This is a genomic window from Acidocella sp. MX-AZ03 (genome assembly GCF_027626035.1).
GTDB lineage: Bacteria > Pseudomonadota > Alphaproteobacteria > Acetobacterales > Acetobacteraceae > Acidocella > Acidocella facilis.
Genome location: NZ_CP110774.1, coordinates 2,591,295 through 2,607,003, shown reverse-complemented (window position 1 = coordinate 2,607,003; position 15,709 = coordinate 2,591,295). Strand labels below are relative to the sequence as shown.

The following is a 15,709-nucleotide window of genomic DNA, read 5'->3' as shown; positions in this document are numbered from 1 at the left end:
AGACGATGAGCGATAATCCGTTCTCCGAGCCGGACGATTCAGACCGCACCGTGATCCGCCCGATCCCGGGCGGCAAACGCCCGGCCACAACGCCGCCCGCCCAGCCCGCGCCGTTCGACAGCCCGTTCGGCGGCGCGCCCGCCGCCCCCGGCTACAGCGCCCCCGCCGCCGCCTTGCCGGCGGATGCGCCGGAGACGATCTCCATGGGCGGCGCGCCGCTGATCGCCGCCGCCGCCCCCTTGCTGCAATTGCTGGCGCGGCTGCGCAACACGCTGCAGGCGCCTGATTCCGGGGATCTGCGCGAGCGCGCCGTGCGCGAAATCCGCCGTTTCGAGGAAACCGCCCGGGCGCGCAACATTCCGATGGAGCAGCTCCGCCCGGCGCATTACGCCCTCTGCGCCAGCCTGGATGACGTGGTGCTGGCGACCCCCTGGGGTAGCCAGGGGGCCTGGGCGCAGCGCTCGCTGGTCTCCACCTTCCATCAGGAAGTCCGCTCCGGCGAGCGCTTCTTCGACGTGATGGCGCAGATCCGCCAAAATCCTGGCAATTTCCTGCCGGTTCTGGAATTGATGTATTTCTGCCTGTCGCTTGGCTATATGGGCCGCTACCGGCTCTCCCGCGCGGCCCGGCCGAGATCGACCGGCTGCGCGAGGAAACCTACGCGGTGCTGCGCCGGCAAAACCCGCCGGGAGATCCGGCGCTCTCCCCGCATTGGCAAGGTGTTGCGGCGGGCTATAAGCCGCGCCGCTTCGGCGTGCCGGTCTGGGTGGTCGCCATCGTGGCGCTGGGTGTGCTGGGGCTGGTTTATGCCGGCTGCCTGTTTTCGCTCTCCGGCAAGTCCGACGCCGCCTTCCAGGCGCAGGTGAGCGCGCCGCTGCCGCAAATGCCGCAGATCGTCCGCGCCCAGCCGGTGGTCGCCCCGGCCGAGCCCGCGCCCATCGGCCCGACGATCCTGGACCGTCTCTCCGGCTTCCTGCAGCCTGAAATCGCCGCCGGCAAGGTGAGCGTGCTGGGCACCACCCATCAGCCGATCGTGCGCATCAACAACCAGGGCCTGTTCGGCTCCGGCAGCGCCACGGTGGAAGATACCGATGTGCCGCTGCTGCGGAAAATCGGCCAGGCGCTGGCAAAGGAAACCGGCACGGTCGTCGTCACCGGCTATACCGACAACCAGCCGATCCACACGCTGCAATTCCCCTCCAACTTCGTGCTCTCGCAATCGCGCGCGCAGGCGGCGGCGGCGATTTTGGACCAGACCATCGGCGACCAGAGCCGGATCACCGCGAAAGGCATGGGCGATGCCGACCCTGTCGCCAGCAACGCCAGCGCGGCGGGGCGCGCGCAGAACCGGCGCATCGAAATCGTGCTGAACCACCCTTCGGGAAACTGACATCGCCATGAAAAAAATTCTCGGCTTTCTGGCGTCGCGCTGGGTTTTGAGCTTCGTCGCCGCCTTGGTGCTGGCGGCTCTGGTGTGGTTCTTCGCGCCCTTCATTCACGCTTTGGCCGGCATCATCGTCCGGCTGGTCATCATTCTGGTCATTCTGTTGGTCTGGCTCGGCGCCAATCTGCTGCTGGACCGGCGGCGCAAGACACGTGACGCGGCTTTGGCCGCCGGTGTCGCGGATGCCGGGGCGGCCACGCAGGACAAGGCGGCGGCGGAAGAGCTGGCGGCGCTGAGCGAGAAGCTGAAAAAATCCCTCGCCTTGCTGCGCAAGGCCAGCGGCTCGCGCGGCTATCTCTATGAGCAACCCTGGTACGTGATCATCGGCCCGCCAGGGGCCGGCAAGACCACAGCACTTCTGAATGCCGGGCTGAAATTCCCGCTGGCGGCGGAGTTGGGGCAGGGGGCGGTGGCCGGTGTCGGCGGCACCCGGCTTTGCGACTGGTGGTTCACCGAGCAGGCGGTGCTGATCGACACCGCCGGGCGCTACACCACCCAGGATTCCAACGCTGCCACCGACAAAGCCGGTTGGGAGGGCTTCCTCGACCTGCTCAAGCGCACCCGCCAGCGCCAGGCGCTGAACGGCGTGGTGGTGGCGATCTCGCTGGCCGACATCGCCGCCGCGCCGCGTGAGGAGCGCCTGGCCCATGCCCGCGCCATCCGCACCCGCATCAAGGAGCTCACCGCCCGGCTGGATCTGAAGCTACCGGTCTATGCGCTGCTGACCAAGGCGGATCTGCTCGCCGGCTTCACCGAGTTTTTCGACGATCTCGACCAGGAAAAGCGCGCCCAGGTCTGGGGCACCACCTTCCCGGCACAAAACACCAATGCGGTGGCGCAGTTCGATGCCGAGTTCAAGCTGCTGGTGCAGCGCCTGGATGAACGGCTGATCGATCTGCTGCAGCGCGAGCGCAGCCCGGAGCGCCGCGCCCTCATCGCCGGCTTCCCCACCCAGGTGGCGAGCCTGGAAGCTCCGCTGAACGAGTTCCTGGCCGAGGCCTTTGGCGGCTCGGCTTTGGACCCCGCCCCTTATCTGCGCGGTGTCTATTTCACCTCCGGCACCCAGGAGGGCACGCCGATCGACCGGCTGACCGGCGCGCTCACCCGCGCCTTCGGCATCGATCAGCGCCGCGCCCCCTCGCTGCGCGCCGCCTCCGGCCGCAGCTATTTCCTCTCCCGCCTGCTGCAGGAGGTGATTTTCGGCGAGGCGATGCTGGCCGGGCAGAATCCGGCTCAGCGCCGCCGGCGCCTCCTGCTGCAAGCGGCGGGCTATGGCGCTGTTGGCATCGTGTTTCTGGGGCTGCTCGGCGGGTTCCTGCTCAGCCGCGCCCATAACCAGGCGGCGATTGCCGCCAGCGACCAGGCGGTGGCCAATTACCAGCAGGCGGCCAAGAGCCTGCAGCTGGATCCGGTTCAGGATTCGAACCTGCAAACCGTGCTGCCCTTGCTGGATGCCGCCCGCGCCATGCCCTTCGGCGCTGGCGACACGGCAGATCATGGCGCGATGGGGCTGGGGCTGAATCAGGCGCCCAAGCTCAGCGCCGGTGCCAACACGCTCTACGCCAACGCGCTGGATAATATCCTGCTGCCACGGCTGATCCTGCAGCTGGAAGCGGAGATGCGCGGCGGCTTCGACAAGCCGGAATTCCTCTACCAGGCCACACGCGTCTATCTGATGCTGGGCGGGCAGGGGCCGATGGACAAAAACCTCGTCGAAGCCTGGATGAAGCTGGATTGGCAGCGCCTTTATCCAGGCATCGCCAACCAGGATGCGCGCGAGGATCTGATGCAGCATCTGGTGGCGATGCTGAACGCCCCGCTGCCGCAGGTGCCGCTGGATGGCGCGCTGGTGGAAGCCGCCCGCGCCACCTTCAGCCGGGTCTCGGTGGCGGAGCGCGTCTATTCGCGCATCCGCGATTCCCAGGCCGCCGCCGCCGTGCCCGCCTGGGTGCCGGCGACGGCGATGGGGGCGGCCGGCGTGCCGCTCTTCACCCGCGCCTCCGGCAAGCCGCTGACCGAGGGCGTGCCCGGTTTCTACACGCTGAAAGGCTTCCAGCTGGTGCTGCTGCCGGCCCTCACCCACGCCACCAAGGATGTCGCGGATGAGAGCTGGGTGCTCGGGCCCGGCCAGCAGGTCGATCCGTCCAGTCCGGACATGCAGAATCTGGAGCAGAACGTCATCAAGCTCTATGAGGCCGATTACGAGGCGCAGTGGAACGCGATGCTGGGCGATCTGAACCTGAAGCCGGCCACCAATATCGGCCAGGCGGTGCAGACGCTCTACATCCTCGGCTCCCCGCAATCGCCGATGCAGCGTCTGCTGGCCAGCATCACCACGCAGTTGCAGCTCTCCAAGGGCGTCGAACCGCCGAAGCCGGCCGCGACCTCGAAGATCCCCGGTGCGGCGGCGTTGAATGCGGATGCCACGGCGCTGCAAGGGCTGATGGGCGCGGCCACGGCCAGCGGCGGTCCCGCCCTTGGGTCCGAGGTGGATAATTACTACGCGCCGCTGATCAATTATGTCGGCGGCGGCGCCGGCTCGCCGATGAGCCTCACGCTCAACCTCATCAACGGGCTGCAACAGCAATTGGCGGCATTGGCCGCCGCCGCGCCCGGCACCGTCCCGGCGGCCCCGGCGGCGGGCGGCGACCCGGCCAGCCTGCTGCAAGGTGAGGCGGCGACCGACCCGCAGCCCGTATCGCGCTGGCTGCAGGCGCTGGTGGTCAATGCCAATGGTCTGCGCGGCGGCAGTGCGGCCAAGGCGGCGGCGGCGGCGTTCAACGGGGCCGCCGGGCCGGGCCAGCTCTGCCAGCAGGCGGTGGCCGGGCGCTACCCGTTCGTGCCTGCCTCCTCCTCCGACATCCCGTTGGGTGATTTCGCGCATCTCTTCGCCCCCAACGGGCTGCTGGACAGCTTCTTCACCCAGCAGGTGCAGCCTTTCGTCGATATGTCCGGCCGGACCTGGCGGGTGCAGGCGGTGAATGGCGTCACTCCGCCGATCAGCCAGGGCGCCCTGGCGGAGTTCCAGCGCGCGGAGACGATCAAGCAGCTCTTCTTCGCCGCCGGCGCCACGCCGTCCGTGCAGTTCAGCCTCAGCCCGACCGCGCTCGATGCCGGCGCGGCGCAGGCGGTGCTGCAGCTGGGCGCGGTGAATGTCTCTTACGCCCACGGCCCGCAAGTGCCGACGATGATCTCCTGGCCCGGTGCCGATGGCATGCAGACGGCGCGGCTGATCATCACCCCGGTCGGCGGCGGCAACCCGGTGGAGCTGGATGCCTCCGGCCCCTGGGCGTTGTTCCATCTGTTCAGCCAGGGCACGCTGGCCCAGGCCGGATCGTCGGACCAGTACACGCTCACCTTTTCCGCCGGCGGGCATAGTGTGAGCTACAGCATCGGCGCCAACTCCGTGCTCAACCCCTTCGCCCCCGGCATGCTGGCGGATTTCCGCTGCCCCAGCCTGCAGGGATGAGCATGTTCCAACCCGCTCTGACCGGGTTTTTCGGCAAGCTGCCGGCGCGCGGGGATTTCCTGCGCGCCGGGCTGCCGGAAGATGCGGTCGAGCCGCTCGATCTCTGGTGCCGGGACTGCCTGACCCAATCGCGTGCCGATCTCGGCGCGGGATGGGAACAGGCCTGGATGAGCGCGCCGATCTGGCATTTCTTCCTCCCTAACGGCGCCTGCGGGGCGCGGGCGATGCTGGGGGTGTGGCTGCCGAGCATGGACAAGGCCGGGCGGCATTACCCCTTCATTCTGGCCGCGCTGGCGGATGATCCGGCCGCATTGGCGCAAGGCGGCGCCTGGCTGGCGCTGGCGCAAGCCGAAGGGCTGGCCGTGGTGGTTGACGATAAGCCGCACGAAGCGATCGCCGCTGGCCTGGCCGCGCCGGTGGAAGACGTAGCCCTGCCGCCAATTGGCTGGTGGACCGAAGGCAGCCCGCTGGTGCGGCCTTGCCGTTTCGAAATGCCGGGGCTGTTGCCCGCCGCGACCCATGCCGGCGCCATGCTGCGCGATCCTCAGTCCCATGATTCTCAGCCCCATGATCCTCAGCCCGCGGAGGGGCTCAATTGATGCCACGTTCCTGGGCGCAGACGGATGTCGGCGCGGTCCGCAAACATAACGAGGATAATCTGCTCGCCCGGCCGGAGCTGGGGCTCTGGGTGGTAGCCGATGGCGCCGGCGGCCATGCCTCGGGTGAGGTCGCCTCGGGCATGATCGTCGAGGCGCTCTCCCGCCTGCCCGCTGACCTGAGCGCGAGCGAGCTGCTCTCGGGCATTCGCGTCACCATCACCCAGGTGCATGATGCGCTGCGCGCGGAAGCCGCCCGGCGTGGCGGCGATGTGATGATCGCCTCGACCTTTGTCGGGCTGATGATCCGTGACCGGCATTTCGCCTGCCTCTGGGCCGGTGATTCACGCGCCTATCTGCTGCGCGGCGGCGTGCTGCAACAGATCACCCGCGACCATTCGCTGGTGCAGGAGCTGGTGGAGGCCGGCACGCTGCGCCCGGAAGATGCGGAGAAACACCCGCACGCCAATATCATCACCCGCGCGGTGGGGCGGATGACGAGGTGCTGGAGCTGGACAAGGTGATCGGCCAGATCCAGCCCGGCGACCGGTTTCTGCTGTGCAGCGACGGCTTGAGTAAAACCCTGAGCGAACCGGAACTCCAAAGCCTGCTCGGCGCGCCAGAGGGCGTGCCACCGACGGAATTGCTGATTGCCGCCGCCCTGGCGCACCGGGTGAATGACAATGTGACGGCGGTGGTTGTGGAGGTTTAGGCAAAGCAAAATTTAGAGCCTTCAGATCACAGCTGAAGGCTCCAGGTTTTGTTTTGGCAAGCAATTTCTTGTGTTTATCTTGACGCCGGCGCGTCAACCTGAACCCATCTTTCTCTAACGCGCCACGATGCTACGGCAGGCGCACCAGTGGACCACGGCACCGTCGCAGATATTCCAGTTCGCGGCCAGCAAGGCGATGATCGGCACGCCGCGGTCCTTGATGTCGCCGGAGAGCGGCGGCATCACGACATAGCGCTTATCGCCGGGGATGCCCGGTGGCGTTTTGGCCGGGGATGCGGGATTGATCGCAGGATTATACTTCGAGGACGGGATATTTGCGGGCTTGTTGCCAAGGCTAAGCCCTGATGGATATGTCAGCCGGTAGTTCCAGATTTCCGAGCCGCCAGGAACGATTTCGGGAACTTTTTTGGAGTACCCGGCTCTTTCCGCAGCCTCGCTGAGATAATCGGGCAAGCCATTCACATCTTCATGAGATTCGATAAAGCTGCCAATGGAATCCAGAAGCTCCTCGCCATGCAGACACCAAAACACCATTGTGATATTGGGAGGCAGCCGAACTTTTGGAAAATTCTTGTCGGTGATGGTGTTGAAGGAGCCATGACCGGCGAAGATGACCCGTTTGGTGGTACCCGCCAGCCTGTCGCTGCCGATCGGCCCTGAGATAGTCAAAGGCTTTGTTTTTGGCTTTGATTTCCAGAACGGCATGGGAAACTCCTTTGAGTTGATCCGCCAAGATCACGGCGCAGAGAATTTGGGTTTCGGCAGGGTAAAACCTAAAGCAGACGGCGCGGGAGAATTCAAAAAAGACTTTAATTTTAGAGGTTTTTTTCTTTGTGTACGCTTAAAAATTGTTTCACGCGTTCAGAGGCCTGCCTTTTCAAGGCCGTCCTGGTCACCATCGCTCTAGATGCCTAGGGACATCAGTTTTCAGCTGAAATCTCAAACTTTTATTTTGGCGAGCAATTGCTTGTTGATGGTTTGCCGCTGCGCGTCAGCCTAGACCTGGTAGTGCTCTCGTGTGGAAAAAAGGCCGGCGCTTTTGGCGCCGGCCTTTGCGTTTTCAGGACAGCTTCTGCAGCCCCAGATCGTAGGTGACCGGGAAGGGCGAGCCGGCGGTGCCGTCGGATTTCTGCGGGGTGAACTTCACTTCGATCTTGGTGAAGTTGAAGGAGACGCTCTCGCTCGGCCGGTCGCCGCCAGAAGAGAGGCTGTAGCCGCTGATCATCGTGTCGGTCAGGGTGACCTCCAAATAAACGACGGCGCCGTTACCGTCGGTGCGGGTGAAGGAGATTACCAGCTTCGCCTTGCCGCCGCTGCTCAGCGCCTCTTTCAGCAGGCCACCGGAGGCATTGTCCAGCATCTTGGTGACGGTGATTTCGGAAACGCTCGGCGAGCTCGCCTCACGGTTGCCCGACGAACCGGTCGGCGAGCCGACGCCGCGGCCGACGCCCCACTGGAAGCTGTTGACCTCGATCTGCTTGTCGAAGCCCTGGGTGGTGACGTCGCCATCCACCGTCGGGCTGGTATATTTGATGTAAATCGCCATGTCGTGCTCCTGTTATGGAAGAGAGAGTCTTTAGCTGAGCGCGTAGGAGAATGATCCCTCCGGCCCGATCCCGACCGAGATGTTTGCAATCCCCTCGCCCGCGGCCATGCGGGCCAGAACCTCGGCGGAGAGTTCCGGCAACAGGCTGCGCGAGAGAATATTTTCTACATTGCGCGCGCCCGAGGAGGATTCCTTGCACCGCGCGGCGATGGTTTCCACCAGCTCCGGCGCGTAGGTGAACGAGGCCTTGTAGGCTTCCTTCACGCGTTTCTGAATCTTGTTGAGCTGCAGCCGCACGATCTGACGGATCACCTCGTCGGAGAGCGGGAAATACGGCACCAGCGTCACCCGGCCGAGGAAGGCCGGCTTGAAATATTTCATCAGCTCCGGGCGCAGCGCCTCGGCCAGCCCGGCCGCATCCGGCGCGGTCTCCGGATCAGCGAAGAGCTTCTCGATCAGATCGGTCCCGGCATTCGAGGTCATGATGATGACGGTGTTCTTGAAGTCGATATCGCGGCCTTCGCCGTCCTTCATGTTGCCCTTGTCGAACACCTGGAAGAATACATCCTGCACGCCAGGATGCGCCTTCTCCATCTCGTCGAGCAAAATCACCGAATAAGGCCGCCGGCGCACCGCCTCCGTGAGGATACCGCCCTCGCCATACCCGACATAGCCGGGCGGGCTGCCCATCAACAGCGAGACCTTATGTTCTTCCTTGAACTCGGTCATGTTGATGGTGGTCATGTTCTGCTCGCCGCCATAGAGCAGATTGGCCAGGGTCAGCGCGGTCTCGGTCTTGCCGGTGCCGGAGGTGCCAACCATCATGAACACGCCGATCGGCTTGCGTGGATCGGTGAGCTTGGCGCGGCTGGTGCGGATCGCCTGCGCCACCGCCTCCATCGCATGCGGCTGGCCGACGACGCGCTCTTCCATCGCCTGTTTCAGGTTCAGCACGGTGTTGATCTCGTCGGACTGCATGCGCCCGGCGGGAATACCGGTCCAGCTCTCGACGATCTCCGCCACCGCCTGGCCATCCACCACCGGGAAGATCAGCGGCGTCTCGCCCTGCAATGTCCGCAAATCTTCATGCAGCTTGTTGAGCTGCGCCCTCAGTGCGGCCTTGTCCTCGGTGTTCTCCGCATCCTCGATCTTGGCGCGCACGGCGCTGATCTCGGTCGCCAGCGTCTTTTCCTCGGCGAAACGGGTCTGCAAAGCCGCCAGCGCCGCTTCCAGCCCGGCCTTCTCCTCGGCCAGCTCGGCGATGCGCGCCTCATGCGCGCCGCCCGCCGCCATCTCGCGCTCCAGGATCGACACTTCGGTATCGATCAGCTCGATACGCCGTTGTTTGTCCTCGATCGGCGCCGGAATCGCGGCCTGGCTCATCGCCACCCGCGCGCAAGCGGTATCGATCAGGCTGATCGCCTTGTCCGGCAGCTGCCGGCTCGGGATGAAGCGCGCCGAGAGCCGCACCGCTTCGGAAATCGCCTCGTCCAGAATGCGGGTTTTGTGATGCCGCTCCAGTGTCGCGGTGAGGCCGCGGATCATCGCGATCGCCATCGGCTCGGAGGGCTCTTCTACCTTCACCACCTGGAAACGCCGCGTCAGCGCCGCATCCTTCTCGAAATATTTCTTGTACTCGGCCCAGGTGGTGGCGGCGACGGTGCGCAGCTCGCCGCGCGCCAGCGCCGGCTTCAGCAAATTTGCGGCATCGTTCTGCCCGGCCTGGCCGCCGGCACCGATCAGCGTATGCGCCTCGTCGATGAACAGGATGATCGGCTTCGGGCTGGCCTTGACCTCGTCGATGACAGATTTGAGACGCTGCTCAAACTCGCCCTTCATGCCCGCACCGGCCTGCAGCAGCGCCAGATCCAGCGTGCGCAGCGTCACATCCTTCATCGCCTCCGGCACATCGCCGGCGGCGATCTTCAACGCCAGACCTTCAACCACGGCGGTTTTGCCAACGCCGGCCTCGCCGGTGAGGATCGGGTTATTCTGCCGGCGGCGGGTGAGAATATCGATCGCCTGCCGGATCTCGAAATCGCGGCCGAGGATCGGGTCGATCTTGCCCTTCCGGGCGCGGTCGGTGAGGTCGTAAGTATAAAGATCGAGCGCGCCGCTGCCGGCGGGGCGGGGCACGCCGTTTTCATCCGCCACCGGGCGGCGCCATCGGCGGCCAGCGGGGTGCTGGCTTCGATGCTGCCGGCGGTGATGGTGGCCAGGTCGCGCTTCAGCACATCCGGCTGAATTTTCAGCAGCTGGCTGGAGGCCTCGCGCGCGCGCCGGGCCAGGGTTTCATCCGAGAGCAGGGCCAGCAGCACATGGCCCGAGCGCACCCGCGAGAGCCCCTGTTCGATGGAGGCGAGCAGCCAGGCCTGCTTGGCGGTATCGACCACATCCGGCGCCAGGCCAGGGGCGCGGGAATTGCCGGTTTTCAGCCTGTCCAGCGCCTTGTTGAGATCGGCCATGAAACGGCCGTGATCAATCTCATATTGCCGGAAGATCGCGGCGATATCGGTATCCGTGCCGTCGGCCAGTTTCACCAGCCAATGTTCGATTTCGACATTGTAATGGGTGCGGGACATTGTCAGCCCGGCAGCGGCTTCCAGCGCGCGGCGGCAATGCTCATCCAGGCGACCGATTAACGACCGGAGGTCAAGTGTGACCAAAGCGTCCCCCTCCAAGAAGGTCTCGCGTCCAATGAAGCGTTTACCAGGAGGGTAAACGCCGATCCGACACGCCCATACCGAAACAAAGCGCATCTTACGGTGCGCTAATTTAACAATATTTCGTTAGCTTGAGTTACCGTTAATGTCCAGCTAATACAAGCAGGGGAAGGCCGGTTCGTTGATGCAATTTTGATGATATCGCGTCACCAGCTGAACTCCCTCGATGGATAATGCAACAGCGTCGCCATGGTCGATGGCGATAGGGCGGGGAAGAGGGCAGATTCGTGGCGATTGAAGGCTTGGATCTCGAAAGCTTGCTGGCGCCGATCAGCGATGATGAGCCCGCCGGAACGGATGTCCGCAGCGATTTCTCGCCGACCTCTCCTTATTTCCGGCTGCGCGACGCGCGCGCCGATGCCCGCGCCGCCGAACGCGCGGCGGATGCCAATCCGGGCGAGGTGGCATCGCCGGAAGGCTGGCGCCAGGTGCGCGCCCTGGCTGTCGAAATTCTCAGCACCCAGGCCAAGGATCTGGAAGCGGCGGCGTGGCTGACCGAGGCGCTGGTGCGCAGCCATGGGTTGGCCGGGCTGGCCTTCGGCGCCAGCCTGCTGGGCGGGCTGGCGGAGCGGTACTGGGAGCATCTGTTCCCGATGCCGGACGAAGACGGCATGGAAACCCGCGTCGCCCCGGTGACCGGCCTGAATGGCGAGGGCGGCGAGGGCACGCTCAGCCAGCCTTTGCAGAAATTGCCTTTGTTCAAGGACCCGAACGGCGAAATGGTGATGTTCTTCCAGTATCAGCAATCGGCTGAGCTGGAAGCGATCGCCGACGCCAAGCGTGTCGAGGCGCGCATCGCCGCCGGCGTGGTGCCCTACGATACGATGCGCGCCGCCGCCCGCGCCGCCAGCCCCGGCGCTTATGTTGCGTTGCGACGCGATCTGGAGGAGGCGCGTCTGGCCTGGCGCGGCATGGGCGATATCTTCGACCGGCTGGCCGGGCATGATGCCCCACCCACCGGCCGCATCGCCGAAGCCCTGAACCAGATCAACGATTTCGTGACGCGTTATGCGCCGCTGGAGGCGGCGAGCGCGGCGGTGGCGGATGAGCCGGCGGCGGCGTCGGACGAGGCCGGGGCGCAGGCGGCGCAGGCTGGTCCCGGCAGGCCGAAACGTTTGGCCAACCGCGAGGATGCTCTTGCAACCTTGGCTGAAATCGCCGAGTATTTCCGCCGCACGGAACCGCAATCGCCGCTGGCTTACACGATCGATGAAGCCATCCGGCGTGGCCGTCTCACCTGGCCCGAACTCATCGCCGAGCTGGTGCGGGACGATCAGGTGCGCAACAGCATTTTGACCAGCCTTGGCCTGAAAACCGATCAATAAACGTCTAAAAAGACTTTCCTTTGAGTTTATCCAGCGCGGCCGCAGACGATTTAAAGCCTCTTTCACAACACCGCTTTGCATTGTCATGAACCGCAAGCCTTTCGGGAGACCTAGAAGATGAGTGGCAGCGTACACAGCAAACTGAACCGGGTCCGCAAACCGCGCGTTCACATTACCTATGAAGTCGAGACCGACGGCGCCGAAATCCAGCGCGAGCTGCCCTTCGTGGTCGGCGTGATGGGGGATTTCTCCGGCGATCCGACGCAGCCGCTGCGCCCGATGGCCGAGCGCAAATTCACCCAGATCGACCGTGACAATTTCAACGACATCATGTCCCGCATGTCGCCGGGCCTGAACATGAAGGTCGAGAACACGCTGGCCGACGATGGCAGCGAGATGGCGGTCAATCTGAAATTCAACTCGATGGATGATTTCGACCCGGCCCGCGTCGTCGACCAGGTGCCGGCGCTGAAATCCCTGCTGGAGACGCGCAACAAGCTGCGCGACCTGCTGAGCAAGGCGGACCGCTCCGAGGAGCTGGAGACGCTGCTGGAGCAGGTGCTGCAGAACGATGCCGAGCTGAAGGGGCTGTCCAGCCAGCTCGGCCTCGACAAGAAGGAGGGCTGATCCATGTCCGAGACCCAATCCAGCCCGCAAGGCGGCACCGGCGCCACCAGTGAAGGCGTCAGCTTCCTCGATCAGGTTGTCACCGCCACCAAGCAGACCGAACCGGACCGCGCCCAGGATCTGGTCAAGACGCTGGTCGAGCAGGCCCTGGCCGGCACCGTCACCTTCGACAAGAACCTGACCCGCACGATCGACAAGGCGATCGCCGCGATCGATCAGAAAATGTCGAAGCAGCTCAACGCCATCATGCATCATGAAAAATTCACCAAACTGGAAGGCAGCTGGCGTGGCCTGAATCATCTGGTGATGAACTCGGAGACTGGCACCGGTCTGAAGATCCGCGTTCTCAACATGACCAAGCGCGAGCTGAACCGCGACCTGACCAAGGCGGTGGAGTTCGATCAGAGCCAGCTCTTCAAGAAAATCTACGAGAACGAGTTCGGCACCCCGGGCGGCGAGCCCTATGGCGCGCTGATCGGCGATTATGAATGGACCAACCATCCGGACGATATCGAATCGCTGCGTCTGGTCTCCAACGTCGCCGCCGCCGCCTTCGCGCCCTTCATCTCCGCCGCCGGTGCCGGCATGTTCGGCTTCGATGACTGGACCGAGCTGACCAAGCCGCGCGATCTGGCGAAGATTTTCGACACCGCCGAATATACCAAATGGCGTGGCTTCCGCGATACCGAGGATGCGCGCTTCGTCTCGCTGGTGATGCCGCGCGTGCTGGCCCGTGTGCCCTATGGCGCTGCGACCAAGCCGGTCGAGGATTTCGCCTATGAAGAAGCGCCTTATGACGCCACCGGCGCCGCCCAGGCGCTGAATCACAAGGATTATTGCTGGATGAACGCCGCCTACGCGATGGGCGTGCGGATGACCAATTCCTTCGCGGAATCCGGCTTCTGCGTCGCCATTCGCGGTGCCGAGGGCGGCGGCAAGGTCGATAACCTGCCCACCCACATCTTCCAGTCCGACGATGGCGACATGGACGGCAAATGCCCGACCGAGGTCGGCATCACCGACCGGCGCGAGTTCGAGCTTTCCAATCTCGGCTTCCTGCCGCTCTGCCACTACAAGAATACGGATTATGCCGTGTTCTTCGGCGGCCAGACGGTGCAGAAGCCGAAGAAATATGACCGCCCGGACGCCACCGCCAATGCCGCGATCTCGGCGCGCCTGCCCTACATCATGGCGACCGGCCGTTTCGCGCATTTCCTCAAGGTGATGGCGCGCGACAAAATCGGCAGCTTCATGGAAGCCAATGAGTGCGAGCGCTGGCTGAATCGCTGGATCACCAACTACGTGTCCGACAACCCGGATGCCGGGCCGGAGACCAAGGCGAAATATCCGCTGCGCGAGGCCAAGGTCGAGGTGAAGGAAATTCCGGGCAAGCCGGGCTCCTACAACGCCGTCGCCTATCTGCGCCCCTGGCTGCAGATGGAAGAGCTGACGACCAGCATGCGCATGGTCGCCCGCATTCCGCAGAAGGCCTGATCCCGGACCGCCGCGCCCGAACCGGGCGCGGCGCACGGGCGTGTGTGATGACGGGGGATGAGGAAGATCCGGACGCGACGATCGTCTGGAGGCCCGCCAGCCGGCGCCTCCCGCCCACGCCTGCGCCCGAACCAGCGCCTGACCCAACGCTGCCCGAGATGCGGACTGACGAGGCTGAGCCCGTCCCCGAACCGGCCCAACTTGAACCCCAGAGCCTGCCCCCGTGCTGCCGCCTTTGCGCGATGCGGTGCTGAACGGCCGGTTTTTCGGCGCGGCCAATGCCGAGGCCGCCACCCGCCTGGCGGAAATGCTCGCCGGCCAAAGCTCCCCCTCTCCACCTGGTTCGGCGCCGATGCGAAAACCCTGATCCATGACCGCGCGGCGCTGGCGGCGCGGCTGGACCATGACATCGCCCGGCTGGATGCGATGATTGCCGCCCAGCTCGATGAAATCCTGCATCACCCCGGCTGCGCCGGCTGGAGGGGAGCTGGCGCGGCCTCGCCTGGCTGGCCGCCCGCCTGCCGCTCTCCGGCCGGGTGAAACTGCGCGTGCTCTCCGCCGGCTGGGGCGAGATCTGCCGGGATCTGGAGCGCGCCGCCGCGTTCGATCAGAGCCAGCTCTTCCGCCGTATCTATGAGGATGAATTCGGCATCGCCGGCGGCGAGCCGTATGGGCTCCTGGTCGCGGATTACGAGGTCCGCCACCGCCCCGGCCCGGGCGCGATCACCGATGACGTCACCGCCCTCGCCTCGCTCGCCGCCGTCGCCGCCGCTGCCTTCGCGCCGCTGGTCATCGGCGCCGCCCCGGCTCTGTTCGGGGTGGACGAGTTTTCCGAGCTCAGCGGTGTGGCTGATCCCGCCTCCACCATGGCCTCGGCCGAGTACCAGCGCTGGAAGCGCCTGGGCATGCTGGATGATTCGCGCTTTCTCGCGGTCACGCTGCCGCGCCTGCTGATGCGCCTGCCCTGGGCGGAAACGCTCGCCCGCCATCGCGGTTTTCGCTATCAGGAGCGGCTGCGTGACGGCACCGGCCGCGTTTCCAGCACGGCGGGCTATCTGGTCGCGGCCTGCGTCATCCGCGCCTTCGAGACCTTCTCCTGGCCCGCCGATATCCGTGGCTACGACATTGACCGTCTCGGCGGCGGCGTCATCGAGGATCTGCCCGAGCCCTGGTTCTCCACCGACCCCGCCGATGGCTTCGGCCGCCCGGCCCCGGATGTGATGCTGACCGACCGGCAGGAGCGGGCTTTGGTCGCCGCCGGGCTGCTGCCGATCTGCGCGCTACCCTATGGCGGCGAGGCGCTGATCGGCGCCGCGCGCAGCCTGCAGACGCCCACCACCAGCTATATCGGCGCCAATGCCGGTGTTGCCGCCGCCAATGCCCGGCTCTCCGCACAGTTCAACAGCGTCATCTGCGTCGCCCGCTTCGCGCATTATGTGAAGATCATGGGCCGCGAGATGACCGGCTCCTTCAAAACCGGTCCCGAAATTCAGCGCCGCCTGCATGACTGGCTGATGCGCTACACCAATTCCAACACCTCCGCCGGGCCGGAGACGATGGCGCGCTACCCGCTGCGCGATGCCAGTGTGAAGGTGGAAGAGGTGCCGGGCAAGCCCGGCGTGTTCACCTGCGCCATCCATCTGCAGCCGCATTTCCAGCTGGACGATGTCGCCGTCTCCTTCCGGCTGATGACCGAGCTGGCCGCCCCCGGCCAATCATGACCCACCCAATTTCTGAAATGGAATCACGCAC

The 15,709-nt window shown here is 65.1% G+C and carries 13 protein-coding genes and 1 pseudogene; 11 read left to right on the top strand and 3 right to left on the bottom strand.

Annotation, left to right across the window (positions count from 1 at the left end):
* Positions 1-5 precede the first annotated feature (5 nt).
* From icmH to GT370_RS14405, 6 genes and pseudogenes are all read left to right on the top strand, one after another.
* Positions 6-757: pseudogene (gene icmH, locus GT370_RS14430) on the top strand (type IVB secretion system protein IcmH/DotU); the annotation flags it as partial.
* A 9-nt stretch (positions 758-766) separates the two neighbouring features.
* On the top strand, positions 767-1,390 hold the full coding sequence (gene tssL / locus GT370_RS14425; RefSeq protein WP_333490086.1) for a type VI secretion system protein TssL, long form: 624 nt from the start codon (positions 767-769) through the stop codon (positions 1,388-1,390).
* A gap of 7 nt (positions 1,391-1,397) precedes the next feature.
* Positions 1,398-4,913, top strand: coding sequence for a type VI secretion system membrane subunit TssM (gene tssM, locus GT370_RS14420; RefSeq protein WP_270183286.1), 3,516 nt, complete (start codon positions 1,398-1,400; stop codon positions 4,911-4,913).
* A gap of 2 nt (positions 4,914-4,915) precedes the next feature.
* Positions 4,916-5,512: a type VI secretion system-associated protein TagF gene (gene tagF, locus GT370_RS14415; protein WP_008493930.1), complete on the top strand. Its 597-nt coding sequence runs from the start codon at positions 4,916-4,918 to the stop codon at positions 5,510-5,512.
* A complete protein-coding gene (locus tag GT370_RS14410; RefSeq protein WP_270183285.1) occupies positions 5,512-6,033 on the top strand; it encodes a PP2C family protein-serine/threonine phosphatase in 522 nt (173 codons plus the stop codon). The genes tagF and GT370_RS14410 overlap by 1 nt, the downstream gene beginning before the upstream one ends.
* Positions 6,012-6,221 (top strand): PP2C family protein-serine/threonine phosphatase, encoded by a 210-nt coding sequence (locus tag GT370_RS14405; RefSeq protein WP_270183284.1) that lies wholly within the window; start codon positions 6,012-6,014, stop codon positions 6,219-6,221. Before GT370_RS14410 ends, GT370_RS14405 begins: the two co-directional genes overlap by 22 nt.
* A gap of 114 nt (positions 6,222-6,335) precedes the next feature.
* On the opposite strand, the gene GT370_RS14400 is transcribed toward GT370_RS14405, so the two are convergent.
* From GT370_RS14400 to tssH, 3 genes are all read right to left on the bottom strand, one after another.
* On the bottom strand, positions 6,336-6,947 hold the full coding sequence (locus GT370_RS14400) for a putative adhesin (protein WP_008493932.1): 612 nt from the start codon (positions 6,945-6,947) through the stop codon (positions 6,336-6,338).
* Between the two features lie 355 nt (positions 6,948-7,302).
* Positions 7,303-7,788 carry an Hcp family type VI secretion system effector gene (locus GT370_RS14395; RefSeq protein WP_008493933.1) on the bottom strand — a complete coding sequence of 162 codons (486 nt, stop codon included), beginning with the start codon at positions 7,786-7,788 and terminating at the stop codon, positions 7,303-7,305.
* A 30-nt stretch (positions 7,789-7,818) separates the two neighbouring features.
* Positions 7,819-9,942, bottom strand: a complete 2,124-nt coding sequence (tssH, locus tag GT370_RS14390) for a type VI secretion system ATPase TssH (RefSeq protein ID WP_442865440.1) — start codon at positions 9,940-9,942, stop codon at positions 7,819-7,821.
* 796 nt (positions 9,943-10,738) lie between these two features.
* Between tssH and tssA the strand changes: the two genes are divergently transcribed.
* The 5 genes from tssA (at position 10,739) to tssC (GT370_RS14365) (ending at position 15,678) form a co-directional block, all read left to right on the top strand.
* Positions 10,739-11,836, top strand: a complete 1,098-nt coding sequence (gene tssA, locus GT370_RS14385) for a type VI secretion system protein TssA (protein ID WP_008493935.1) — start codon at positions 10,739-10,741, stop codon at positions 11,834-11,836.
* Positions 11,837-11,953: 117 nt separating this feature from the next.
* Entirely contained in the window at positions 11,954-12,463 is a 510-nt protein-coding gene (gene tssB / locus GT370_RS14380) for a type VI secretion system contractile sheath small subunit (protein ID WP_008493936.1), read from the top strand.
* Between the two features lie 3 nt (positions 12,464-12,466).
* On the top strand, positions 12,467-13,957 hold the full coding sequence (gene tssC / locus GT370_RS14375) for a type VI secretion system contractile sheath large subunit (protein WP_008493937.1): 1,491 nt from the start codon (positions 12,467-12,469) through the stop codon (positions 13,955-13,957).
* A 201-nt stretch (positions 13,958-14,158) separates the two neighbouring features.
* Entirely contained in the window at positions 14,159-14,497 is a 339-nt protein-coding gene (locus GT370_RS14370) for a hypothetical protein (RefSeq protein WP_270183283.1), read from the top strand.
* Entirely contained in the window at positions 14,425-15,678 is a 1,254-nt protein-coding gene (tssC, locus tag GT370_RS14365; RefSeq protein WP_333490085.1) for a type VI secretion system contractile sheath large subunit, read from the top strand. The genes GT370_RS14370 and tssC (GT370_RS14365) overlap by 73 nt, the downstream gene beginning before the upstream one ends.
* Positions 15,679-15,709: the final 31 nt, after the last annotated feature.

Bases quoted from the DNA above. Each gene is read 5' to 3' on its own strand.
- tssC (WP_008493937.1), top strand. From the start codon at position 12,467: ATGTCCGAGACCCAATCCAGCCCGCAAGGCGGCACCGGCGCCACCAGT.
- tssB (WP_008493936.1), top strand. From the start codon at position 11,954: ATGAGTGGCAGCGTACACAGCAAACTGAACCGGGTCCGCAAACCGCGC.
- GT370_RS14395 (WP_008493933.1), bottom strand. From the start codon at position 7,788: ATGGCGATTTACATCAAATATACCAGCCCGACGGTGGATGGCGACGTC.
- GT370_RS14410 (WP_270183285.1), top strand. From the start codon at position 5,512: ATGCCACGTTCCTGGGCGCAGACGGATGTCGGCGCGGTCCGCAAACAT.
- tagF (WP_008493930.1), top strand. From the start codon at position 4,916: ATGTTCCAACCCGCTCTGACCGGGTTTTTCGGCAAGCTGCCGGCGCGC.
- GT370_RS14400 (WP_008493932.1), bottom strand. From the start codon at position 6,947: ATGCCGTTCTGGAAATCAAAGCCAAAAACAAAGCCTTTGACTATCTCA.
- tssM (WP_270183286.1), top strand. From the start codon at position 1,398: ATGAAAAAAATTCTCGGCTTTCTGGCGTCGCGCTGGGTTTTGAGCTTC.